The 24868-nt window shown below is 58.9% G+C and carries 20 protein-coding genes and 1 pseudogene; 15 read left to right on the forward strand and 6 right to left on the reverse strand.

Annotated elements, in window-relative coordinates; all coding sequences use genetic code 11:
* The 10 genes and pseudogenes from ACIOWA_RS17840 to ACIOWA_RS17885 all read left to right on the forward strand — a co-directional run.
* A partial coding sequence (locus tag ACIOWA_RS17840) for an SIMPL domain-containing protein (protein WP_401161040.1) occupies nt 1-400 on the forward strand: 400 nt, incomplete at its 5' end.
* A gap of 625 nt (nt 401-1025) precedes the next feature.
* Nucleotides 1026-1664: pseudogene (locus ACIOWA_RS17845) on the forward strand (ABC transporter substrate-binding protein); the annotation flags it as partial.
* A gap of 260 nt (nt 1665-1924) precedes the next feature.
* A complete protein-coding gene (locus ACIOWA_RS17850; protein ID WP_401161042.1) occupies nt 1925-3550 on the forward strand; it encodes an ABC transporter substrate-binding protein in 1626 nt (541 codons plus the stop codon).
* A gap of 300 nt (nt 3551-3850) precedes the next feature.
* Entirely contained in the window at nt 3851-5449 is a 1599-nt protein-coding gene (locus ACIOWA_RS17855) for an ABC transporter substrate-binding protein (RefSeq protein ID WP_401161044.1), read from the forward strand.
* 178 nt (nt 5450-5627) lie between these two features.
* Nucleotides 5628-7049 (forward strand): OprD family porin, encoded by a 1422-nt coding sequence (locus ACIOWA_RS17860; protein WP_221730067.1) that lies wholly within the window; start codon nt 5628-5630, stop codon nt 7047-7049.
* Between the two features lie 77 nt (nt 7050-7126).
* Nucleotides 7127-8722: an ABC transporter substrate-binding protein gene (locus tag ACIOWA_RS17865; RefSeq protein ID WP_339431723.1), complete on the forward strand. Its 1596-nt coding sequence runs from the start codon at nt 7127-7129 to the stop codon at nt 8720-8722.
* A 73-nt stretch (nt 8723-8795) separates the two neighbouring features.
* Nucleotides 8796-9806 carry an ABC transporter permease subunit gene (locus tag ACIOWA_RS17870; RefSeq protein WP_221730069.1) on the forward strand — a complete coding sequence of 337 codons (1011 nt, stop codon included), beginning with the start codon at nt 8796-8798 and terminating at the stop codon, nt 9804-9806.
* Between the two features lie 12 nt (nt 9807-9818).
* The gene (locus tag ACIOWA_RS17875; protein ID WP_221730070.1) at nt 9819-10745 is read left to right on the forward strand and encodes an ABC transporter permease subunit; all 927 of its coding nucleotides are present in this window, start codon (nt 9819-9821) and stop codon (nt 10743-10745) included.
* Between the two features lie 10 nt (nt 10746-10755).
* A complete protein-coding gene (locus tag ACIOWA_RS17880) occupies nt 10756-11724 on the forward strand; it encodes an ABC transporter ATP-binding protein (RefSeq protein WP_339466254.1) in 969 nt (322 codons plus the stop codon).
* On the forward strand, nt 11724-12704 hold the full coding sequence (locus tag ACIOWA_RS17885) for a peptide ABC transporter ATP-binding protein (RefSeq protein WP_221730072.1): 981 nt from the start codon (nt 11724-11726) through the stop codon (nt 12702-12704). Before ACIOWA_RS17880 ends, ACIOWA_RS17885 begins: the two co-directional genes overlap by 1 nt.
* 132 nt (nt 12705-12836) lie before the next feature.
* Here ACIOWA_RS17885 and ACIOWA_RS17890 read toward each other — a convergent pair whose 3' ends face one another.
* The 3 genes from ACIOWA_RS17890 to ACIOWA_RS17900 all read right to left on the reverse strand — a co-directional run bounded on the left by ACIOWA_RS17890 (nt 12837) and on the right by ACIOWA_RS17900 (nt 16780).
* The gene (locus ACIOWA_RS17890; protein WP_339466256.1) at nt 12837-13097 is read right to left on the reverse strand and encodes a hypothetical protein; all 261 of its coding nucleotides are present in this window, start codon (nt 13095-13097) and stop codon (nt 12837-12839) included.
* Nucleotides 13098-13277: 180 nt separating this feature from the next.
* A complete protein-coding gene (locus ACIOWA_RS17895) occupies nt 13278-14480 on the reverse strand; it encodes an MFS transporter (RefSeq protein WP_401161047.1) in 1203 nt (400 codons plus the stop codon).
* Between the two features lie 716 nt (nt 14481-15196).
* Nucleotides 15197-16780 (reverse strand): peptide chain release factor 3, encoded by a 1584-nt coding sequence (locus ACIOWA_RS17900; protein WP_339431718.1) that lies wholly within the window; start codon nt 16778-16780, stop codon nt 15197-15199.
* 358 nt (nt 16781-17138) lie between these two features.
* Here ACIOWA_RS17900 and ACIOWA_RS17905 point away from each other — a divergent pair, with 358 nt between their 5' ends.
* From ACIOWA_RS17905 to ACIOWA_RS17920, 4 genes are read left to right on the forward strand one after another with little or no spacing between them, the layout of a single operon-like run.
* Nucleotides 17139-17828: an ABC transporter permease gene (locus tag ACIOWA_RS17905; RefSeq protein ID WP_339431775.1), complete on the forward strand. Its 690-nt coding sequence runs from the start codon at nt 17139-17141 to the stop codon at nt 17826-17828.
* Nucleotides 17829-17848: 20 nt separating this feature from the next.
* The gene (locus ACIOWA_RS17910) at nt 17849-18742 is read left to right on the forward strand and encodes a glycine betaine ABC transporter substrate-binding protein (protein WP_339431717.1); all 894 of its coding nucleotides are present in this window, start codon (nt 17849-17851) and stop codon (nt 18740-18742) included.
* A gap of 14 nt (nt 18743-18756) precedes the next feature.
* Entirely contained in the window at nt 18757-19410 is a 654-nt protein-coding gene (locus ACIOWA_RS17915) for an ABC transporter permease (RefSeq protein WP_221730077.1), read from the forward strand.
* Nucleotides 19407-20564 (forward strand): ABC transporter ATP-binding protein, encoded by a 1158-nt coding sequence (locus ACIOWA_RS17920; RefSeq protein ID WP_339431716.1) that lies wholly within the window; start codon nt 19407-19409, stop codon nt 20562-20564. Before ACIOWA_RS17915 ends, ACIOWA_RS17920 begins: the two co-directional genes overlap by 4 nt.
* Nucleotides 20565-20617: 53 nt before the next feature.
* Here ACIOWA_RS17920 and ACIOWA_RS17925 read toward each other — a convergent pair whose 3' ends face one another.
* Complete coding sequence (locus tag ACIOWA_RS17925; RefSeq protein ID WP_401161052.1) at nt 20618-21415, reverse strand: hypothetical protein; 798 nt, start codon at nt 21413-21415, stop codon at nt 20618-20620.
* A 725-nt stretch (nt 21416-22140) separates the two neighbouring features.
* Between ACIOWA_RS17925 and ACIOWA_RS17930 the strand changes: the two genes are divergently transcribed.
* Entirely contained in the window at nt 22141-23304 is a 1164-nt protein-coding gene (locus ACIOWA_RS17930; RefSeq protein WP_008088754.1) for a type III PLP-dependent enzyme, read from the forward strand.
* Nucleotides 23305-23384: 80 nt separating this feature from the next.
* On the opposite strand, the gene ACIOWA_RS17935 is transcribed toward ACIOWA_RS17930, so the two are convergent.
* Together ACIOWA_RS17935 and ACIOWA_RS17940 are read right to left on the reverse strand one after the other, a co-directional pair.
* Complete coding sequence (locus tag ACIOWA_RS17935) at nt 23385-24143, reverse strand: tetratricopeptide repeat protein (RefSeq protein WP_339494036.1); 759 nt, start codon at nt 24141-24143, stop codon at nt 23385-23387.
* Entirely contained in the window at nt 24140-24820 is a 681-nt protein-coding gene (locus ACIOWA_RS17940) for a Fe2+-dependent dioxygenase (RefSeq protein WP_339431713.1), read from the reverse strand. The genes ACIOWA_RS17935 and ACIOWA_RS17940 overlap by 4 nt, the downstream gene beginning before the upstream one ends.
* Nucleotides 24821-24868 lie beyond the last annotated feature (48 nt).

Raw genomic sequence — 24868 nt, forward strand, 5'->3', positions numbered from 1 at the left:
CACCGGCTGGCGCGTACGCGCCGAACTGCGCCTGGAAAGCGCCGTCTTCGCCGCCCTGTCCAAACTCACCGGCGAACTGCTGTCCGACCTGAAAATGGGCGGCATGGACTTCGCCATCGCCGACCCGACCCGCAAGGCCAGCGAAGACGCCCTGCTCAAAGAAGCCGTCACCGCCTTCAAGGCCCGCGCCCAACTGGCCACCGACGCACTGGGCGGCAAGGGCTACAAAATCGTCAACCTGAACCTCAACAGCAATGGCTACCCACAACCGTACCTGCGCGGCCCGATGATGATGAAAGCAGCGGGCATGGATTCAGCGCCGGTTACCCCGGAAGTCGAAGCCGGCACCAGCCAGGTCAACATGACCGCGGATGGCTCGATTGAAGTGCTGATGCCGTGATGTGATGTGGGCTGAATGAAAAACCGGCGATCAGAGCATGATCGCCGGTTTTTTTGTGTCCGGGATTTGTGTTGTTTGTTCTGGCGTCATCGCGAGCAGGCTCACTCCTACCGGAAAATCCTATTTTGCAAATGGGAGCCATCACCTGCCGTTTCTCACGCGGCGAAGTGGGTGGCAGCTATGTGCGGGGTGAGAAACCGGAAAATAGGAAAACCGGCCAGACCGAAGTCTGCCCAAACACAGCCGCCATAACGCATTTGCAGACAGCGAGTACGCTGGCGGCAATTATGCTGATACGAGGACTGAATAACTAATTTTTCCCAGGTTCTCACACCCGATCGCTGAACCTTCAGCGACAACCAAAGCCTAGAGATCGCACGTCCGACGGACAACCTGAAAACCTAGTGGGAAGGTTCTGGTGATTTCACACATTTCTAAACAAACCGAAGTAATCGGGTGACTGAAAGGGCCTCTTCGCGAGCAAGCCCGCTCCCACAGTTTGCACCGAGTACACCCGCCAGAAATGGGTCGGCTGTCAGACCGCCATCGCTAGCAGTTCCCACAGCAACAGCAACAGATCGCAGCCTAAAGCGGAGACAAGTACCCCCCGCACGCGGCCCAGCCCCGCAGGCTTTATCAAAGTGCCGGCCAGTTGGCACAAAACGCCTTGCCCCCGGCGCAATGGTCGTATGACCCGACGATCAAGGACGCCCCCTACGACCCGGCCAAAGCCCGGGCGCTACTTAAGGAAGCCGGGGTTGCGCCCGGTACAACCATCAACCTTTGGGCGATGACAGTGCAACGCGCCTCGAACCCGAACGCGCGAATGTCAGCGCAGATGATCCAGCAGGATTGGGCAAAAATCGGCATCAAGGCCAACATCGTCAGCTATGAATGGGGTGAGTACATCAAGCGTGCCATGAATGGCGAACACGACGCGATGATCTACGGCTGGACAGGTGACAACGGCGACCCGGACAACTGGCCCGGTGTGCTGTACAGCTGCACGGCGGTGAAAGGCAGTAATTACGCCAAATGGTGCGACCCGGCCTACGACAAACTCGTGCAGCAAGCCAAGGTGTCCACCGACAAGTCGCAACGGGTAAAACTGTATCAACAGGCCCAGCAAATTCTTAAACAACAGGCACCGATTACACCGATTGCCAACTCGACGGTGTTCCAGCCGCTGCGCATGGAAGTCACGGACTTGCGTATTAGCCCATTCGGCCTTAAACCCTTCTACGGTGTGGGTATAAATAAGTAACACCAAGCCCCAAGGCGGCGCGCACAACGTGACCGGCGCACCATTTTGGGGCCCTGTTTGCACCGAAAAAATCGCCCGCAAACGGTCAAATGCGTCAACTTTTACACATATGCGACATTAAGGTACGTTCGTGCCACGGTTTAAGGCCGACAGTCGCTCTGCATCTTGCAATGGGTATGGCCCCTGCATAAGTATCCGCAGGCACGACTCACGAGGTCGTACCTCACAACTAAAAAATGACAACAAATCATGAGGCCAACATGCTTAAACACGCGGTCATTCCGTTTTTAGTCGGCGCAGGCTTGTTAGCCTCCGCACCTTTCGCATCCGCTGCGACTAACCTGGTGTTCTGCTCCGAAGGGAGCCCGGCCGGATTCGACCCAGGCCAGTACACCACCGGAACCGACTTCGACGCCTCAGCCGAGACCATGTTCAACCGCCTGACCCAGTTCGAGCGCGGCGGCACCGCCGTTATTCCTGGCCTGGCGACCAAGTGGGACATTTCCGATGACGGCCTGACGTACACCTTCCACCTGCGTGAAGGCGTCAAGTTCCACACCACCCCGTATTTCAAGCCGACTCGTGAGTTCAACGCCGACGACGTGATGTTCACCTTCAATCGCATGATTAACAAGGATGACCCGTTCCGTAAGGCGTACCCGACCGAATTCCCGTACTTCACCGACATGGGGATGGACACCAACATCACCAAGATCGATAAAGTCGACGACCACACCGTCAAGTTCACGTTGAAAGAAGTGGATGCTGCGTTCATCCAGAACATGGCCATGAGCTTCGCCTCGATCCAGTCCGCCGAGTACGCTGCCAAGCTGCTCAAGGAAGGCAGGGCTGCCGACATCAACCAGAAGCCGATCGGCACCGGCCCGTTCGTGTTCAAGAGCTACCAGAAAGACTCCAACATCCGTTACACCGGGAACAAGGACTACTGGAAGCCTGACGATGTGAAGATCGACAACCTGATCTTCGCCATCACCACCGACCCGTCGGTACGCATTCAGAAGCTGAAAAAGAACGAGTGCCAGATCACCCTGTTCCCGCGCCCGGCCGACCTGAAAGCCCTCAAAGAAGACAAGTCGCTGAAAATGCCTGACCAGGCGGGTTTCAACCTGGGCTACATCGCCTATAACGTGATGGACAAGGTCAAAGGCAGCAACGAGCCAAACCCTCTGGCTGACCTGCGTGTGCGCCAGGCGCTGGACATGTCGGTGAACAAGCCGCAGATCATCGACTCGGTTTACCAGGGCGCTGGCCAGTTGGCCGTCAACGCCATGCCACCGACCCAGTGGTCTTACGACACCACCATCAAGGACGCCAAGTACGACCCTGAGAAAGCCAAAGAGCTGCTCAAGGAAGCCGGCGTCAAGGAAGGCACCGAGATCGTGTTGTGGGCAATGCCGGTACAACGCCCGTACAACCCGAACGCCAAACTGATGGCTGAGATGCTGCAGTCGGACTGGAAGAAGATCGGTCTGAACGTCAAGATCCAGAGCTACGAATGGGGCGAGTACATCAAGCGCTCCAAAGGTGGCGAGAACCAGGCCATGATCATTGGCTGGAGCGGTGACAATGGTGATCCGGACAACTGGCTGAACGTGCTGTTCGGTTGCGACTCGCTCAGCGGCAACAACTTCTCCAAGTGGTGCGACAAGAAGTTCGACGGCCTCGTCAAGGAAGCCAAGCGCACAACCGACCAGGCCAAGCGCACCGAACTGTACAAAGAGGCGCAACACGTCCTCAAAGATGCAGTCCCAATGACACCTATCGCTCACTCGACGGTGTACCAACCCATGCGCGCCAACGTGCAGGATTTCAAGATCAGCCCATTCGGTTTGAATTCCTTCTACGGCGTCAGCGTCAGCAAATAAGGCATTGCAACGGCGACGTTTTTGACGTCGCCGTTGTTTTACCTGCCGGAAAGTTAGGAAATTGCCTACATCCAATTCCGCTGCGGATTACTGCAACGGCATAGGACGCGTCGACTTTTCCTACGAGGTTTCAGGCATTTACGCATTTACTGCCAGACCCACGGCCCCTACCGTCGGGTTCTGACCAGTGACTGTGTGGGCTAACGGTTTGCTGTCCGCACTGGTTTGAGCTTGATGCAGCCACAACGTCCCCGGATGGGATCGCAGCGCATCGAAAAACACTAAAAAAGAGGGAGCGTCATGCGCCATACCTTGGTTTTTTCCGCTTTGCTGGGCGCCGGCCTGTTGGCCGCCACGTCCGCCAGTTTCGCCGCACCCAAAAGCCTGGTGTTCTGCTCCGAAGGCAGCCCGGCGGGTTTTGATACCGCGCAATACACGACGGCCACCGATAACGATGCCGCCGAGCCGCTGTATAACCGTTTGGTCGAGTTCGAAAAAGGCGCGACCAATGTCGTCCCAGGTCTGGCTACCAAGTGGGATATTTCCGAGGATGGTCTCAAGTACACCTTTCACCTACGTGAAGGTGTGAAATTTCATACAACGCCTTACTTCAAGCCGACCCGCGATTTCAACGCCGACGACGTGTTGTTCACGTTTAATCGCATGCTCGATGCACAACAGCCCTTCCGTAAGGCTTATCCGACCGAGTTCCCGTATTTCAACGGGATGAGCCTGAACAAGAACATTGCCAAGGTCGAAAAGACCGGGCCACTGACCGTGGAGTTCACGCTCAACAGCGTTGACGCCGCGTTCATCCAGAACATCGCCATGAGCTTCGCCGCCATTCTGTCCGCCGAATACGCCGACAAGCTGTTGGCCGAAGGCAAGCCGAGCGACATCAACCAGAAGCCGATCGGCACCGGCCCGTTCGTGTTCAAGAGCTACCAGAAAGACTCGAACATCCGTTACACCGCTAATAAACAATACTGGGACCCGAGCCGGGTAAAGCTCGATAACCTGATTTTCGCGATCAACACCGACGCCTCGGTGCGCGTGCAAAAGCTCAAGGCTGGCGAATGCCAGATCACCCTGCATCCACGCCCGGCTGATGTCGACGCGCTGAAGAGCGATCCAAAACTGCAACTGATCTCCAAGCCGGGTTTCAACCTCGGCTACATCGCCTACAACGTGCGCCACAAACCGTTCGACCAGCTCGAAGTGCGTCAGGCGCTGGACATGGCGGTGAATAAACAGGGGATTCTCAACGCCGTTTACCAAGGCGCCGGCCAACTGGCGGTCAACGCCATGCCACCGACCCAGTGGTCTTACGACGATACGATCAAAGACGCTGCCTACAACCCGGAAAAAGCCAAAGAGTTGCTCAAGGCTGCTGGCGTGAAAGAAGGCACCGAGATCACCCTGTGGGCGATGCCGGTGCAGCGTCCGTACAACCCGAACGCCAAACTGATGGCCGAAATGCTCCAGGCCGACTGGGCGAAAATCGGTCTGAAAGTGAAGATCGTCAGCTATGAATGGGGCGAGTACATCAAGCGCACCAAGAATGGCGAACACGACGTCAGCCTGATCGGCTGGACCGGTGACAACGGTGACCCGGACAACTGGCTCGGCACGCTGTACAGCTGCGATGCCATTGGTGGCAACAACTACTCGATGTGGTGCGATCCGACTTACGACAAGCTGATCAAAGAGGCCAAGGTCGTCACCGACCGCGACCAGCGCACCGCGCTTTACAAACAGGCGCAGCAGTTGCTCAAGCAGCAAGTGCCGATCACGCCTGTCGCCCACTCGACGGTCAACCAACCGTTAAGCACCCGGGTTGAAGGGTTCAAGGTCAGCCCCTTCGGTCGCAACGTGTTCTCGGGCGTCAGTATCGATTAACCCAACCGATTAGCCGCAATGCTGAGGGGGGCCGTCTATCCCCCTCACGCAAGCGCTTTGCCGAAATTCGCCAATCCGGCCTTTGGCAAACGTTTGCGATGTGTGATTGAGTTCTAAACCAAATAGCCGGACGACCAAAAAAAGACCGGTATAAAAAGAAAGTAAAGGAGCTTCACCCATGAAACTGAGCAGCACCGCGATACTGGCTTTGGCCATCAGCAGCATCACCGCCACGGCGTATGCAGAACCTGTCAGTCAGGAGTTCGTCCCCACTACCCTGGCCGGCAGTAGCGCCCAAAGCGAGGCCAAAGGCTTTATTGATGGACAGAGCCTGGGCGGCACAACCCGTAACTTTTATGCCAATGAACTGAAGCGTCGTGACGACAGTTTCAGCTACGTGAAGAACAGCGACAAGAACACCACGCCACAGGTCAGAACCAAAACCCCGCGTCGTATCAACTGGGTTCAGGGCACCATCGTCAACTACACCTCGGGCTTCACCCAAGGCACCGTTGGCGTGAGCACTGAAGTGGCCGCCTACAACGCCATCGTTCTGGATCGTGACCGTAAGGACATCGCTGGCGGCTCCAACCGCACCCTCGCCGACTCCGACGGCGACGCTGTCGGCCAGTGGAGCAAACTGGGTCTGGCCAACGTCAAGTTCCGCGTATCGAACACCACCCTGACCGCCGGTCGCCAGAATTTCAGCACGCCGATCGTCGATGTCATCGGCAACCGTCCGCTGCCTTCGAGCTTCGAAGGTATCAGCCTGCACAGCGAAGAATTCAGCAACCTGTCGTTTGACCTGGCCGGTTTCGACCGCGTCTCGCCACGTACCGAACAGAGCCTGTCGAAATTCCGTTCCGAGTACTCGGCCACTGGTGTTGAAACCGACAAGGTTTACACAGCCGGTTTGAACTACCAGCCGCTCAAGAGCCTGAAAACCAGCCTGTATGTCGCGAACGTTGAAGACTTCTGGAACCAGTACTACTTCGGCGCCACCCACGAACTGGGTGACAGCCAGGTCCTGAGCCTGACCACCGGTCTGAACTACTACAAGACTGTCGACGAAGGCAAAAAGTTGATGGGCAACATCGACAACGACACCTACTCGCTGTCGCTCGGCCTGACTCACCAGGCCCACAGCCTGACCTTCTCGTATCAGGAAGTGAACGGCAACGAGTACTTCGACTACCTGCACGAAACCAACGGCATCTACCTGGCCAACTCCCTGCTGTCGGACTTCAACGGCCCGAACGAGAAATCCTTCCAGATCGCTTACGGCTTGAACATGGCTGAATACGGCGTACCTGGCCTGAAGTTCAACATATACCAGGCGCGCGGCTGGGGCATCGACGGCACTCACTACCGTGGCACGGCTTACACCGATCCAGGAGCCAAACGCGGCGACCTGAGCCTGATGAATGGCGAAAGCCACTATGAATACGGCGTCGGTGCTTCTTACGCCGTGCAGAGCGGCCCGCTCAAGGCCACCGCTATTCGTGCGACGTACACCACTCACCGCGCCAGCGAGCACCAGGCTGACGGCAACATCAACGAGTTCCGTCTCGTGACCACCATTCCGTTCAACATCCTGTAAAAACGCTAACCGACGGCTGACTCATGAAGAGTCGGCCGTTCGGTTTTTTGTCTTCAACCGATTGCAGAGGGTTATCGATGAAAATGCTTCCCCTACGTGCGGCCGTCGCTGCCGCGTTGTTGAGCGCCGCCATCGGCGTCTCGGCCAAACCCTTGGTGGTCTGCACCGAAGCCAGTCCGGAAGGCTTCGACATGGTCCAGTACACAACTGCAGTCACAGCCGACGCGGTGGCCGAAACCATCTTCAACCGGCTGGCGGACTTCAAGCCCGGCACCACCGAAGTGATACCGGCGCTGGCCGACTCCTGGGACATCAGCGATGACGGCTTGAGCTACACCTTCCACCTGCGCAAAGGCGTCAAGTTTCACACCACCGATTACTTCAAGCCGACTCGCGACATGAACGCCGACGACGTGGTCTGGAGCTTCCAGCGTCAACTGGACCCGAATCACCCGTGGCACAAACTGTCGAGCGTGGGCTTCCCCTACTTTGAAAGCATGGGCTTCAAGGAACTGCTCAAAAGCGTAGAAAAAGTCGACGACAACACGGTCAAGTTCACCCTGACCCGCCGCGAAGCGCCGTTCCTGGCCGACCTGGCCATGGCGTTCTCCTCGATCTACTCGGCCGAATACGCCGACCAGTTGCTCAAGGCCAACAAGACCGGCGACCTGAACAGCAAGCCGATCGGCACCGGCCCGTTCATCTTCCAGCGTTACGCCAAGGACGCTCAAGTACGGTTCAAGGCCAACCCGGACTATTTCCGTGGCAAGCCACCGGCCGATGCGCTGATTCTGGCGATTGCCACCGACAACAACGTGCGCCTGCAAAAACTCAAGGCCAACGAGTGCCAGATTGCGCTGTATCCGAAGCCGGATGACATCCCGAGCATCAAGAAAGACAGCAACCTGAAAGTCGCCGAACTCGACGCGATGACCGTGTCGTATGTCGCCATGAACACCCAGCACAAATACATGAGCGACGTGCGGGTGCGCAAAGCGATCGACATCGCCTTCGACAAGGAAGCCTACGTAAACGCGCTGTTTGGCAAAGGTAACGCCACCGTCGCAGTCAACCCGTACCCACCGACGCTGCTGGGCTACAACCATGACTTGAAGAACCCGCCTCGCGATCTCGACAAGGCTCGCGCCCTGCTCAAGGAAGCCGGTGTTCCAGAAGGCACCACGTTTACCCTGTTTACCCGCAACGGCGGCGGCCCGACCAACCCCAACCCGATGCTCGGCGCGCAGATGATGCAGGCTGACCTGGCGAAAGTCGGGATCAAGATCGACATCCGCGTGATGGAATGGGGCGAAATGCTCAAACGCGCCAAGGCCGGTGAGCACGACATGGTCTCGGCCGGATGGGCGGGCGACAATGGCGATCCGGACAACTTCCTGACGCCTATGCTCAGTTGCGAGGCGGCCAAGAATGGCGAGAACTACGCGCGCTGGTGCAACGAGAAATTCCAGGCTCTGCTGGATGAAGCACGGGCTAAAGTAGATCCGGCCGAACGCGCGAAACTCTACGAGCAAGCCCAGGTCCTGTTTAATCAGGACCAACCGTGGATCAGCATGGCCCACACCCGGATGTTCACTGCAATGCGCAACAACGTAGAGGGCTACCACATCAGCCCTCTGACAACTAATAACTTCGCCACCACCCAGGTGAAGTAGATAAGAAACGCCCGGCCTCCCTGACCCCAGGGAAGCCGGGTACGCCTAACCGGCTGATGAGGTACCACACAAGATGTTTAGTTTTATTGCCCGCCGACTGGGGTTGTTGATCCCCACGTTTTTCGGCATCACCTTGCTGACTTTCGCGTTGATTCGCATGATTCCGGGCGACCCCGTGGAAGTGATGATGGGCGAACGTCGGGTCGATCCCGAAATGCACGCTCAGGCAATGGAACGCCTAGGTCTGAACAAACCGCTGTATGCCCAGTATCTGGACTACATCGGCAAACTGGCTCACGGCGATCTCGGCGAATCCCTGCGTACGCGCACCAGCGTCTGGACCGAGTTCACCTCCCTTTTCCCGGCGACCCTGGAACTGTCCATGGCCGCCCTGCTGTTCGCCGGCATTCTGGGCCTTCTGGCCGGGGTGATTGCGGCACTCAAGCGAGGATCCCTGTTCGACCATGGGGTGATGGGCATCTCCCTGGCGGGGTATTCGATGCCGATCTTCTGGTGGGGCCTGATCCTGATCATGTTCTTCTCGGTGAGCCTGGGCTGGACCCCGGTGTCCGGGCGGATCGACCTGCTCTACGACATCGAGCCGCGCACCGGTTTCATGTTGATCGACACGCTGCTGGCCGATGACGTCGGCGCATTCTTCGACGCATTGCATCACTTGATCCTGCCGGCCATCGTGCTGGGGACCATCCCGCTGGCGGTGATCGCGCGGATGACCCGCTCCTCGATGCTCGAAGTCCTGCGTGAAGACTACATCCGCACTGCCAGGGCCAAAGGCCTGTCGCCGGCACGCGTGGTGTTCGTCCACGGTTTGCGTAACGCGCTGATTCCGGTCCTGACCGTGGTCGGCCTGCAAGTCGGCACGCTGCTGGCCGGTGCGGTTCTGACCGAAACCATCTTCTCCTGGCCCGGCATTGGTAAATGGCTGATCGAAGCCATCGGCGCCCGGGACTACCCGGTTGTGCAAAACGGCATCCTGTTAATCGCCTGCCTGGTGATTCTGGTCAACTTCGTAGTGGACATCCTCTACGGCTTTGCCAACCCACGCATCCGTCATCAGCGCTGAGGTCAATTACCCATGAGCACTCCAACTTCCTCAGCAGCCACCGCCGCGTCCGACGTGGATCAAAGCCTGCTGTACCCGTCACCGTACAAAGAATTCTGGCAAGCCTTCTCCAAGAACAAGGGCGCAGTTGCCGGTTTGCTGTTCATGCTGCTGATCGTCTTCTGCGCGCTGTTCGCGCCGTGGGTCGCCCCGCATAACCCGAGCGAGCAATACCGTGACTTCCTGCTGACGCCGCCGTCGTGGCTCGAAGGCGGGCAGATTCAGTTCCTGCTCGGCACCGATGAACTGGGTCGCGACTTGCTGTCGCGTCTGATCCAGGGTTCGCGCCTGTCGCTGCTGATCGGTTTGTCTTCGGTCGTGATGTCGTTGATCCCGGGCATCCTGCTGGGTCTGTTCGCCGGTTTCTTCCCCAAAGTCCTCGGCCCGACCATCATGCGTTTGATGGACATCATGCTGGCCCTGCCGTCCTTGCTGCTGGCGGTGGCGATTGTTGCCATCCTCGGCCCTGGCCTGATCAACACCGTGATTGCAATTGCTGTGGTATCGCTGCCGTCCTACGTGCGTCTGACCCGTGCTGCGGTGATGGGCGAACTGAACCGCGACTACGTGACCGCCGCGCGCCTGGCCGGTGCCGGGCTGCCACGCCTGATGTTCATCACCGTGCTGCCCAACTGCATGGCACCGCTGATCGTACAAGCGACCCTGAGCTTCTCCTCGGCGATTCTCGATGCCGCCGCCCTGGGCTTCCTCGGCCTTGGCGTACAACCGCCAACCCCTGAGTGGGGCACCATGCTGGCCTCGGCCCGCGACTACATCGAACGCGCCTGGTGGGTGGTGAGCCTGCCTGGTTTGACCATTTTGCTCAGCGTGCTGGCAATCAACCTGATGGGCGACGGTCTGCGCGATGCGCTGGACCCGAAACTCAAGAACGCCGCCTGAGGAGATTCCCATGTCACTGCTAGAAATCAAGAATCTCAACGTTCGCTTCGGCGACAAAACCGCCGTGCCGGTGGTCGATGGCCTCGACCTCAAAGTCGACAAGGGCGAAGTACTGGCGATCGTGGGCGAGTCCGGTTCGGGCAAATCCGTGACCATGATGGCCCTGATGGGCCTGATCGAGCACCCGGGGATCGTCACGGCCGACGCCCTGAATTTCGACGGCAAGAACATGCTCACCCTGAGCAACCGCCAGCGCCGGCAGATCGTCGGCAAAGACCTGGCAATGGTGTTCCAGGACCCGATGACCGCACTGAACCCGAGCTACACCGTCGGTTTCCAGATCGAAGAAGTGCTGCGCCTGCACCTGAAAATGTCCGGCAAGCAAGCGCGTAAACGTGCCATCGAACTGCTGGAAAAAGTGGAAATCCCGGGCGCCGCCAGCCGTATGGACGCCTACCCGCATCAACTGTCCGGCGGTATGAGCCAGCGCGTCGCCATCGCCATGGCGATTGCCGGCGAGCCGAAACTGCTGATCGCCGACGAACCGACCACTGCACTGGACGTAACGATTCAGGCGCAGATCATGGATCTGCTGCTGGCGTTGCAGAAAGAACAGGACATGGGCCTGGTGCTGATCACCCACGACCTCGCGGTCGTGGCTGAAACCGCCCAGCGCGTGTGCGTGATGTATGCCGGCCAAGCCGTTGAAGTCGGTCAGGTGCCACAACTGTTCGACATCCCGGCGCACCCGTACAGCGAAGCGCTGCTCAAGGCGATTCCGGAGCACAGCCAGGGCGCCGAGCGTCTGGCGACGCTGCCGGGCATCGTCCCGGGCCGTTACGACCGTCCGCAGGGCTGCCTGCTGTCGCCGCGCTGCCCGTACGTGCAGGACAGCTGCCGCGCGCAACGTCCGACCCTTGACCCGAAAAGCCACAGCCTCGCCCGCTGCTTCTACCCGCTGAACCAGGAGGTGGCGTAATGGCCGTCGTACTTACTGCCCGCGACCTGACCCGTCACTACGAAGTCTCCCGTGGCCTGTTCAAGGGCCACGCCACCGTGCGCGCGCTGAACGGCGTGTCGTTCGAACTGGAAGCCGGCAAGACCCTCGCGGTTGTCGGCGAGTCGGGCTGTGGCAAATCGACCCTCGCCCGCGCCCTGACCCTGATTGAAGAGCCGTCGTCCGGTTCCCTGAAAATCGCCGGCCAGGAAGTGGCCGGTGCCGACAAGGCCCAGCGCAAGCAACTGCGCAAAGACGTGCAGATGGTGTTCCAGAGCCCGTACGCGTCGTTGAACCCACGGCAGAAAGTCGGTGATCAGCTCGGCGAGCCGCTGCTGATCAACACCAACCTGTCCGCCGCCGAACGTCGCGAGAAAGTCCAGGCGATGATGAAGCAGGTCGGCTTGCGTCCCGAGCACTACCAGCGCTATCCGCACATGTTTTCCGGCGGTCAGCGCCAGCGGATCGCCCTGGCCCGGGCAATGATGCTGCAACCCAAAGTGCTGGTGGCGGACGAACCGACTTCGGCGCTGGACGTGTCGATTCAGGCGCAGGTGCTTAACCTGTTCATGGATCTGCAGCAGGAGTTCAACACCGCCTACGTGTTCATCTCGCACAACCTGGCGGTGGTGCAACACGTGGCCGATGACGTGATGGTGATGTACCTCGGTCGCCCGGTGGAAATGGGTCCGAAAAACGCCATCTATGATCGTCCTCTGCACCCTTACACCCAGGCGCTGCTGTCGGCGACCCCGACGATTCACCCGGATCCGGACAAGCCGAAAATCAAGATCGTCGGCGAATTGCCCAACCCGCTCAACCCGCCCGCAGGCTGCGCGTTCCACAAGCGTTGCCCGTATGCGACCGAGCGTTGCAGCACTGAAGAGCCAGCCCTGCGCGAGCTCGACAACCGGCAGGTGGCGTGCCACTACGCCGAGCAGTTCCTCGACGGCGCGGCGTAAGCAAATCCCGAGGCAAATGCAAGCCCGCTCCCACAGAGATTGTGTTGGACTTAGAGTCAAAGTGTTAACCAAACCCCTTCCGCTTCGATTGCGCATCAGTCGAGGTAGAAGGGGTTTTCTTTTGTCTGCCATTTACGTCTGGCTGTCGCCTTCGTCACTGTCGTCGGTGGCCGGCTCGTCGGTGGTCGAATCATCATCGCCTTCGCTGCCGCCCTGGCCTTTATCACCGCCCTCAGAATCAGACTTGGCCAGCATCAGCCCGCTGTGCCCCACCTGCCCGCTGAAGGCCTGGGCATCGTGATCCTCGCACTCGGCCCAAGCCGTCGCGGTGCCGAGGGAGAAGATCACCATCACTTTCAACAGCAGCAAAACGCGTAGCAATCTGTTTTTCATGATCGATTCCATCCTCTGCGGGTGAGACAAACATGCCGATCCGGCGATGAATGAAATCTAGTTCCGATCCGCCGGGTTCACCAGACAAGACACTCAGCAGCCGGCAGAAATACCCTCGGCACAAAGACTGGTTTCCAATAACGCCAATAGCCGCAGCCGCTAAAGGACGCCGGCCTGCCCTTAAGGCCCGTCCGAGACGCGTGTGTGAGTGGCCTGATAAATCAGCGGGATGGCCAACAGCGCCAGCGTCGCACTGACCAGCCAGACACTGTGCCCGCCAAAGTATCCGTACATTTGACCGCTCAGCACCGGTGATACCAGTGCGCTCGCACTCCAGCTCATGAAAAACAGACCGAAGTACTGCCCGCCTTTGCCACTCTGTGCATGCTGCATGACCAACACATTGAGCGGCGGCATGAACAGCGCTTCGCCCAGTGTCCAGACCACCGTCGACAGGCAGACGAAAAACAGTCCGGTGCCCAACGGCAACATGCCCAGCCCGATAGCCAGCAACAGACTGCCGGCCACCAGTTGCCGCCGCATGCCCCACCGTTCGCCCCAATGGGACAGCGGAATCTGCAGGGCCACAATCAGTATCGCGTTGAGCGCGAACTGCCAACCGATGGCTTCTGTGCTCAAGTGGTAGTAGTCACGCAGATAGTTGCCCAGCGTGCTGTAGACGGTGTCGAACGCCATGCCGAGCAAGACCGCCGCTGCCAGCAACCAGAGAAACGCCTTGTCGCGATACGCAGAGGATGAGCCGGAGCCCGCATCGGCTGACGCCTCAACGATCAGCACCGGTCGACGCCAGGTCGTGCGGACAAACCAGAGCAACGCCAGTAGCGTCATCGCCGCACTGGCGAAAAACACCGAGCGAAAATCCGTCTGCGCCAACGCCCCGCCAGCCACCCCGGCAGCGGCCATCCCGAGATTTCTCGCAACCCGGCTCAAAGCTTGCGCACGCGAACGCTGCGCAACCTCGCAATACTCCATGATCAACCGTTGATGCAGGGTGCGGATCGCCCCGTCGAGCACACCGCTCAACAGCAATAACGCCGCAAGCCACGGCACGTCGGTGACCAACCCCAACAGGATCAGGGTCCATACCGACAGGAAAAACAGCGCCGCCGTGAGCCGCGCCGTGGGAAAGCGATCACTGAGCAACCCACCGACCATCGAACCGATCAACAGCCCCGCGCCGTAACCGGACAGCAGCCAGCCCACGGTTTCAATCGCCAGCCCCAGCTCCTGACGCAGATACAACGCCATGAACAGCTTGACCATACTGCTGAGGCGATTGATGAACAGCAGCGCCGCGAGCACCCAGGCCATTACGCCGAAATAGCCGTCCAGCCGCAGCAGGTGAGTCCGTCGACTCGTCATTCCTTTGACCTCTTGAAGCCGCCTAAGTGAACCGGAACAGTAACGGGCAACACGCCAGTTGTCGCGCCTCTGAACGCCTGAAACCACAAAATCGTAACCACCCTACAACCCCAGCAGGAGCTGCCGAAGGCTGAGTTGGATCGAGTGCATTCATCTAGAAAATTAACGGCTGACAGGCCGCCATAGCTGGCAAGACAAACTCCCACAGGGATTGCATGCAACCTGTAAGAAATGGGTCGGCTGGCAGGCCGCCTTCGCGAGCAGGCTCGCTCCCATAAGAAAGCAATAGCAGAACGCACATCGCCTCTGCTCCTCACCACTCAACAGGATGAGCGTTAGCTCGGCTGCAGCTCTTGATCTTGATCCACGGGCGACGTCGGAAGGCTGAGTGGAGGGATTGATCCGGGGATGGGAGCGCAGCGACCGTTTGGCGAAGCCAAACACATCGAGAGGAGGTGCAGCGCAGCAAACCGGAGGCGATGCCCCCCGGATCAATCCCGCAGCGAAGGAACCCCGAGCCCCAGCGAGCGGGCCGCACGTAGGAGCAAGCGTTTTTTTGCTTACTTTTTTTAGGCGTTTGTAAAAAAAGTGAGTCGCCGTAAGGGCGAAACCGTCAGCCGCAACACCCGCAGAAACGGATATACACCCAAACCAACCAAGCAAAAAAAGCCCCCTAGGCATACACCTAGGGGGCTTTGGACAAAACAATTCAGCGCTTAGTGATGCTCACGCGTCGCACGGAATTTCACATCCGGCCAGCGCTCTTCCATCAACGCCAGGTTAACCCGCGTCGGAGCGAGGTAAGTCAGGTGCCCACCGCCATCGACTGCCAGGTTTTCCACAGCCTTGTTGGAGAATTCCTCAAGCTTCTTCTTGTCGTCGCATTCAATCCAGCGCGCCGAGTAAACAGTGATCGGCTCGTACGAGCACTCGACCTTGTATTCCTCTTTCAAGCGACTGGCGACCACGTCGAACTGCAGCACACCGACGGCACCGAGAATGATGTCGTTGCTGCGCTCCGGGAAGAACACCTGGGTCGCGCCTTCTTCAGCCAACTGCTGCAGCCCCTGGCGCAGTTGCTTGGATTTCAGCGGGTCACGCAGACGCACGCGACGGAACAGTTCCGGGGCGAAGTGCGGAATACCGGTGAAACCAAGCGCTTCACCTTCGCTGAAAGTGTCGCCGATCTGAATGGTGCCGTGGTTGTGCAGGCCGATGATATCGCCGGCAAACGCCTCTTCCAGTTGCTCACGCTCGGAGGAGAAGAACGTCAGGGCGTCGCCGATGCGCACGTCCTTGCCGGTACGCACATGACGCATCTTCATGCCTTTTTCGTACTTGCCGGAGCAGATACGCATGAAGGCGATGCGGTCACGGTGTTTGGGGTCCATGTTCGCCTGGATCTTGAAGATGAAGCCCGAGAACTTCTCTTCGACCGGTTCCACGGTGCGCTCGTTGGCCACGCGTGCCAGCGGGCGCGGCGCCCAGTCAACGACGGCGTCGAGCACGTGGTCGACACCGAAGTTGCCCAGTGCGGTACCGAAGAACACCGGGGTCAGTTGGCCGTCGAGGAACTCTTGCTGGTTGAACTCGTGGCAGGCGCCCTGTACCAGTTCCAGTTGCTCGATGAAGCGGTCGTACTCGTCGCCCAGATGCGCGCGGGCTTCGTCGGAGTCGAGCTTCTCGATGATCTTGGTTTCGGTGCGTTCGTGACCGTGACCGGCGGTGTAGACAATGATGTAGTCGTCGGCCAGGTGGTACACGCCTTTGAAGTCGCGGTAGCAACCGATCGGCCAGGTGATCGGCGCCGCCTTGATCTTCAGAACGGCTTCGATTTCGTCGAGCAGTTCGATCGGGTCGCGGATGTCACGGTCGAGTTTGTTGATGAAGCTGACGATCGGCGTGTCTCGCAGACGGCAAACGTCCATCAGCGCGATGGTCCGTGGCTCAACACCCTTACCGCCGTCGAGGACCATCAAGGCCGAGTCCACTGCCGTCAGAGTGCGGTAGGTGTCTTCGGAGAAGTCTTCGTGGCCCGGGGTGTCGAGCAGGTTGACCATGTGATCGCGATACGGGAACTGCATGACCGACGTGGTAATGGAAATACCCCGTTGTTTCTCCATCTCCATCCAGTCGGATGTCGCATGGCGGTCGGATTTACGGGATTTCACCGTACCGGCCACCGCAATCGCCTTGCCCATCAACAGGAGCTTTTCGGTGATCGTGGTTTTACCGGCATCGGGGTGGGAAATAATGGCGAAAGTGCGGCGTTTCGCGACTTCGGCGGCCTGGTTGGTCATGGGAAATCGCCTGGCGGTGATTCAAAAAAGGGCCGCGATTATAGCCCAAGTCCAGACAATAACCGAACCGTTGAGCACATCAGGGGTGGCCAAATGCTGTCTCGGATGGGAACCTTTTAAAGCACGGAGACGTCCATCCCCTGTTACGACGTTTCGTCAGGGGCTGAAAAATCAGCAAGTTAGCCTGACGAGGCTGCGCTCATGGCTCGCTTTCAGACCGCTTTTTGCCGGTGCTGAGGGAGCTGCTTCTCGCGAACGTTTTTTCCCGGCAGCCAAGGTTTGGCCTGCCACGCAGGATGGCGTTCGCCGACTAAAAAAAAGGAGTCCGCCTGTGGCTATCCGCTATGGCAAAGGGCTGATGGGAGGTGCGGTGGTGATCGCGCTCCTGGCCCTGCTGGTCCACTGGATCGGCATCAACACGATCGAACACTACCGCGACGATTTGTTGTTTTACCTGCAAGCTCATCTGGTTCTCGTCCTCGCTTCAATGCTCGCTGCCCTCGTCGTGGGCATCCCCGCCGGCATCTTCCTCAGTCGCCCAGGCATGGTCGGGCGCGCCGAACGCTTCATGCAGATCTTCAACATCGGCAACACCGTGCCGCCGTTGGCCGTACTCGCAATTGCCCTGGGGATTCTGGGCATCGGCAGCGGCCCGGCGATCTTCGCGCTGTTCCTCGCGTCCCTGTTGCCAATTGTGCGCAACACCTACGAAGGCCTGAAAAACGTTCAGGGTTCACTCAAAGAAGCCGCCGTCGGCATCGGCATGACCCCGCGTCAGGTGCTGTGGAAAGTCGAGTTGCCCAACGCTGTGCCGATCATCGTCGGTGGTGTGCGTGTGGCGCTGGCGATCAATGTCGGGACAGCGCCGCTGGCGTTCCTGATCGGCGCCAACAGCCTTGGCAGCCTGATCTTCCCGGGTATCGCGCTGAACAATCAGCCGCAACTGCTGCTCGGCGCCGCGTGTACCGCCTTACTGGCGCTGCTGCTCGATGGCGCTGTCACCCTGGGCAGTCGACTCTGGCTCGAACGCGGCTTGCGCCCGTCTTAAGCCCCGGCAAAGGAATCTTCATGAAACGACTTAGCTTGATTTTAGGCTGCGCCCTGCTGTTCGCAGGAATCGCCCAAGCCGCCGACAAACCGGTTATCCGCATTGGCGCCCGGGTGTTCACCGAACAAACCCTACTGGCGCAAATCACCTCGCAGTACCTGCGCAGCAAAGGCTACGACGCGCAAATCACCGGTGGGCTGGGTAGCAATCTGGCGCGCAGCGCTCAGGAGAGTGGCCAACTGGACATGCTCTGGGAGTACACCGGTGTGTCGCTGGTGTCCTACAACCATGTCACCGAAAAACTCGACAGCGAACAGTCCTACGCTCGGGTGAAAGAACTCGATGCCAAAAAAGGCCTGACCTGGCTCGCACCGTCGAAATTCAGCAACACCTATGCACTGGCCCTGCCGAAAAAAATCGCCGACCAGTACCCGCAGATCAACAGCATCAGCGAACTGAACACCGTGCTGCGGGATGAGGCCGAGGCCAATCATCTGGTGGCTCTGGACACTGAGTTCGCCAACCGCTCCGACGGCCTGGACGGCATGGTCAAGCTCTATGACATGAACCTGACACGCGAGAACACCCGCCAGATGGACGCCGGTCTGGTCTACACCGCCCTGCGCAATGGCCAAGTGTTCGCCGGCCTGGTGTACACCACGGACGGTCGCCTGAGCGCCTTCAATCTGAAATTGCTGGCGGACGACAAGCATTACTTCCCGGACTACACCGCCGCGCCCGTGGTGCGCCAGGCCTATCTGGACGCCCACCCGAAACTGGCCGGGCAACTCAAGCCGCTGGCCGAACTGTTTGATGACGAAACCATGCGCCGGCTCAACGCGCGGGTCGATGTCGATCATGAAAGCCCATCCGCTGTGGCCGCTGATTTCCTGCGCCAACATCCATTGAATTGAAGGGAGGAAACGTCATGGAATTCTTGAACGCCTTTTCCCATCTTGACTGGCAGCAGGTGTTGCACCTGACCTTGCAGCACATTTCTTTGGTGGGGATCGCCGTCAGTCTGGCGATTGTCGCCGGTGTGCCGCTGGGCATTCTGATGACCCGCTTTCCGAGCCTCGCCGGCCCTTTACAGGCCAGCGCCACCGTGCTGCTGACCGTGCCGTCGATTGCCCTGTTCGGCCTGCTGTTGCCGTTCTACTCCAAGTTCGGCCAAGGCCTGGGCCCGATGCCGGCGATCACGGCGGTGTTCCTTTATTCACTGCTGCCGATCATGCGCAACACCTACCTGGCCCTGACCGGCGTCGAACCGGGCATCCGTGAAGCCGCGCGCGGCATCGGCATGACCTTCGGCCAGCGCCTGCGCATGGTCGAGTTGCCGATTGCGGTACCGGTGATCCTCGCCGGTGTGCGCACTGCCGTGGTGATGAACATCGGCGTGATGACCATCGCCGCCACCGTCGGCGCCGGCGGTCTCGGTGTGTTGATCCTCGCCTCCATCAGCCGCAGTGACATGTCGATGCTCATCGTCGGCGCGCTGCTGGTCAGTCTTCTGGCGATCTTCGCCGACCTCCTCCTGCAGTGGCTGCAACGCGCGCTGACTCCAAAAGGACTCCTCAAATGATCGAACTTCAAAACCTCAGCAAGACCTTCCAAAGCAACGGCAAAGACATCAAAGCCGTGGACTCGGTGAGCCTGACCGTCAATGAAGGCGAAATCTGTGTGTTCCTCGGGCCATCGGGTTGCGGCAAAAGCACCACGCTGAAGATGATCAACCGCCTGATCAAACCGACTTCGGGCAAGATCCTGATCAACGGTGAAGACACCACCGACCTGGACGAAGTGACCCTGCGCCGCAACATCGGCTACGTGATCCAGCAGATCGGTCTGTTCCCGAACATGACCATCGAAGAGAACATTGTGGTGGTGCCGAAGCTGCTCGGCTGGGACAAACAGAAATGCCACGACCGCGCCCGTGAACTGATGAGCATGATCAAGCTTGAGCCCAAGCAGTATCTGCATCGTTATCCGCGAGAATTGTCCGGTGGCCAGCAACAGCGCATCGGCGTGATTCGTGCGCTGGCGGCGGACGCACCGCTGTTGCTGATGGATGAGCCGTTCGGTGCGGTCGACCCGATCAACCGCGAGATGATCCAGAACGAGTTCTTCGAGATGCAGCGCGCGCTGAACAAGACCGTGATCATGGTCAGCCACGACATCGACGAGGCGATCAAACTCGGCGACAAGATTGCGATCTTCCGCGCCGGCAAACTGCTGCAGATCGATCACCCGGACACCCTGCTCGCACACCCGGCGGACGACTTTGTCAGCAACTTCGTCGGCCAGGACAGCACCCTCAAGCGCCTGCTGCTGGTCAAGGCAGAAGACGCGGCGGACAACGCGCCGTCGGTGAGCCCGGAAACCCCGGTGGCCGATGCGCTGGAATTGATGGACGAACATGACCGCCGCTACGTCGTGGTCACCTGTGCCGAGAACAAGGCGCTGGGTTATGTGCGTCGCCGCGACCTGCACCGCCAGACCGGCACCTGCGCGCAGTTCCTGCGTGAGTTCAACGCCACGGCGGCGTATGACGAGCATTTGCGCATCCTGCTGTCGCGCATGTACGAGTTCAATCGTTCGTGGTTGCCGGTGTTGGATGCGGAACGGGTGTTCCTGGGCGAGGTCACGCAGGAGTCGATTGCCGAGTATCTGAGTTCCGGCAAATCCCGCGGTGGCAAGACCAGCATCATCTCCCCCGCCGAGACAGCGCTGGCCTGATAGAGCGCTGATGTGCCGTGCCCCTCTGGCAGGGCACGGCACAATTGAATGGATCAGGAAGAGATGGCCTGGTCACCGGCAATGAACTCGAACCGCACATCAGCCGATGGCGTCTGGGGCAGCGTGATCCTGATTGCCGGAATCCAGATACCTGTCTGGTTCTTGAAATCCTGCTGGTCATACTTCGCACCGGCCTTGCCGGCGTCACCGATGTAGAACACAGCCTCGATTGGCAACGTCGTGCCCAGATTCTGCCCCCACTTGGCCAGCCGGAACTCGTTCTGCGTATTGAAGGCGAACGTGCCGCCCATCCCCTGGGCCTTGATTGCCTCATTGAAAGCGGTGGTGGCTGCCTGATTCAAATCGTCGCTCACATCAAAGCCGCACAGATGCCCGTATTTGTTCGTTTGCTGATTGTAATGCGCGATGTATTGCGCGGCCGTATTGATCCCTTGTGACTGGCAGGGTCGACTGGAAACTATTCCCGGACTTTGACCGCAGCCCTGATCTGCGCGCGGGGTCGTTGCACCGTCCACCGGAAAGAAACAAAGTATCTCTGGTTCTATTTTACCCACGGGTTTGAAAAAGTACGGATACAAGATAAATCCGTTGTGATAACCGAAGACCAACTTGCTGAACTTCGCATCCGCCCGCAAATAGGAAAAAGACACGCCGGTAGACGTTGGATTAGGGTTCCAGAAATGAAACTGTGTGGAGTGTTGAGTGGCTCTCAACATGACCCCGGAACACAGGAATGCCGGGGCTGAAGGGTTATTTCGGCACATGTTCAGCTTGTTGTGGTAGGCCTCCGTGAGATAGGCGGCAATCTGTGGCCCGGTGCCGGCGTCCATCACCCCAGTCGATGCGGTCCCGAGCACTTCCTCTCGCGATACGGGAGCAGACGGCTGAACCACTTCGTGAGTGGCACAACCTGACAGAGTCAATACAACTAGCCACAGTAATATTCTATTCATCCTTGTTACCCCAGCATCCGCTTGAATTGATAGACAGGCGCACTCCCCCCATCATGCAAACGGGTCGACGGAGCCATTTCCAATAACAAAAAATACTGTGCTCGCCGATCACCAGACTTTCTTTCAGAACTAATCGGCACCCTCATCCTAGAAAGAAAACCGCGTCTAGACACCTGTCAGAAATACTAGTCCTGACGGTTGTCTCAAGGCTTTTTTGGAATTAAACGTCTGTGGCTTATTTCCGTTTTTTCCAGCCATACCAACTACGCAAATCCATGCTCGAGGGAACATCAGCCTGTCATGTCGGTCGGTTACATCAGTACCGGAGGAAGACCGCACGACGGAAGCGTGCAAAAACGCGACATTTTTTGTTGATCTCAGGCCCCTCACGCCCTAAAGTTCGCGCCGAACGTCCATGCTGGAAACGATCCATCCGGCTCAAGTACTGACGACGAGACAGCAAGGCCAAGGGCAGCATCGGCGCCCGTGGCCTTTTTGCTTTCGGCGACATGCCTTGGGAAGTAGGCGAACCAAAGTGGGGATACGGAGGACGTTCATTTGCACCCATTGTTTTTACTTGTTTGCCCATAGGAGCTCCCAGCATGTCGATCCAGGTCGAAGACTATTTCGCGCGCGCTACATTCGACAAAATGAAGGCGTTCGCCGACAAACAGGAAACCCCGTTCGTGGTGATCGACACCGCGATGATCAGCCAGGCCTACGATGACCTGCGCGCCGGTTTCGAATTCGCCAAGGTCTACTACGCGGTCAAGGCCAACCCGGCCGTCGAGATCATCGACCTGCTCAAAGAGAAAGGTTCGAGCTTCGACATCGCCTCGATCTACGAGCTGGACAAAGTGATGGATCGCGGCGTCAGCGCCGACCGTATCAGCTACGGCAACACCATCAAGAAATCCAAGGACATCCGCTACTTCTATGAGAAGGGCGTGCGTCTGTTCTCCACCGACTCCGAAGCCGACCTGCGCAACATCGCCAAGGCTGCACCGGGCTCGAAAGTGTATGTGCGCATCCTCACTGAAGGCTCGACCACCGCTGACTGGCCTCTGTCGCGCAAATTCGGCTGCCAGACCGACATGGCCATGGACCTGCTGATCCTCGCCCGAGACCTGGGCCTGGTGCCTTACGGCATCTCGTTCCACGTCGGTTCGCAGCAGCGCGACATCAGCGTCTGGGACGCGGCAATCGCCAAGGTCAAAGTGATTTTCGAACGTCTGAAAGAAGAAGACGGCATTCACCTGAAGCTGATCAACATGGGCGGTGGCTTCCCGGCCAACTACATCACCCGCACCAACAGCCTGGAAACCTACGCTGAAGAAATCATCCGTTTCCTGAAAGAAGACTTCGGTGATGACCTGCCGGAAATCATTCTGGAGCCGGGCCGTTCGCTGATCGCCAACGCCGGCATCCTGGTCAGCGAAGTGGTGCTGGTTGCACGTAAATCGCGCACCGCCGTCGAGCGCTGGGTGTACACCGATGTGGGCAAGTTCTCCGGCCTGATCGAAACCATGGACGAGGCGATCAAGTTCCCGATCTGGACCGAGAAGAAAGGCGAGATGGAAGAAGTGGTGATCGCCGGCCCGACCTGCGACAGCGCCGACATCATGTACGAGAACTACAAGTACGGCTTGCCGCTGAACCTGGCGATTGGTGATCGTCTGTACTGGTTGTCGACCGGTGCGTACACCACCAGCTACAGCGCGGTTGAGTTCAATGGCTTTCCGCCGCTGAAATCGTATTACGTGTAATTGTTGAACCGGTAATGCGTAAAGCCCACGACATGTCGTGGGCTTTTTTGTGCGTCGATGCAAGCCCGCTCCCACAAGGGTTATGCGCTGCGGCTCAGCTCATCCGTACGCTGTTGATACCTGGAGGCCAACGCCTGAATCTCTGGATCTGTTGCATTTAACAGCGTCTTGCTTGCCACCCGCAGAAAATTCAGATTACCGCCAGCCAACGCCTTCTCAAGCCAAACCACCGCCTCATCAATCCGCCCTTCCCCCGCCAACACTGCGGCAAAACTGAACTGCCCGCGAAAATCCCCGCCCTTGGCCGAACGTCGATACCACTCGCGCGCCATGACCGGATCCGCCGGACATGCCTGCCCTTCTTCCAGATAACGCCCCAGCAGATTCATCGATTTCGCATGGCCCCGTTCAGCCGCGCGCCGATAAAGCGCCAGCGCCTGCAAATGATCCACCACCACACCGCGCCCGGTCGCCAGCAAATTGGCGAGGTTGTACATCGCCCAATCCAGCCCGGCATCCGCGGCGATCCGATAATGCTGCGCCGCAACAGACGCATCTGCGCCACACCCCCAGCCATGCTCATGGCACCGCCCGAGCATATTGCGCGCCATCAAGTGGCCGCGCCCGGCGGCGATGCCAAACCAGCGCAGCGCCAACGGCTGATCCCTGGCAATGCCCTGCCCCTCCAGAAGGATCTGCCCCAGCAACGCCTGGGCTTCAACTTCGCCCTCACCCGCCGCCAGCAAAATCGCCTGCGCGGCACGGGCCGGGCTTTCTTCGAGCATGGCGCTGAGTTGTTCACCGCTGAGGATTTCCTCGCGACGCAGTTTAAAACTCATACCTCGACCCAGCGCCGCAGCAGGTTGTGATACGTGCCGGTAAGGCGGATCAGCGATGGGTGATCAGGCATGTCCTGGGTGAGTTGCTGGATCGCGCCGTCCATCTCGAACAGCAGCGCGCGCTGGCTGTCTTCGCGCACCAGGCTTTGCGTCCAGAAGAACGACGCATAACGCGCACCGCGAGTGACCGCATTGACCTTGTGCAGGCTGGTGCCGGGGTACAGCACCATGTCGCCTGCGGGCAGCTTCACCCGTTGGGTGCCGAAGGTGTCCTGGATTTCCAGTTCGCCGCCGTCGTAATCCGCAGGCTCGCTGAAAAACAGCGTGGCCGACAGATCAGTGCGCACCCGCTCGATGCTGCCCTTCGGTTGGCGCACGGCGTTGTCGATGTGGAAGTCGAAACTGCCGCCGGCCGTGTAGCAGTTCACTAACGGCGGGAACACTTTGTGCGGCAGCGCGGCGGACATGAACAGCGGATTTTTCCACAGCCGCTCAAGCATCGCTGCGCCAATTTCCTTGGCCAGTGGGTGGCCTTCAGGCAATTGCAGATTGTGTTTGGCCTTGGCCGACTGGTAGCCGGCGGTGATCTTGCCATCGGCCCAGTCCGCCTCTTCGAGCGCCTGGCGGATGCGCTGCACTTCTTCTTTCGCGAACAGGCCGGGAATGTGCAGCAGCATGGCAAACGTACCTGATGGTAAAAGATTGCCAATGGTATTGATTCTTAT

This window comes from Pseudomonas sp. NPDC087614 (assembly GCF_044743485.1).
Classification (GTDB): Bacteria; Pseudomonadota; Gammaproteobacteria; order Pseudomonadales; family Pseudomonadaceae; genus Aquipseudomonas; species Aquipseudomonas baetica_A.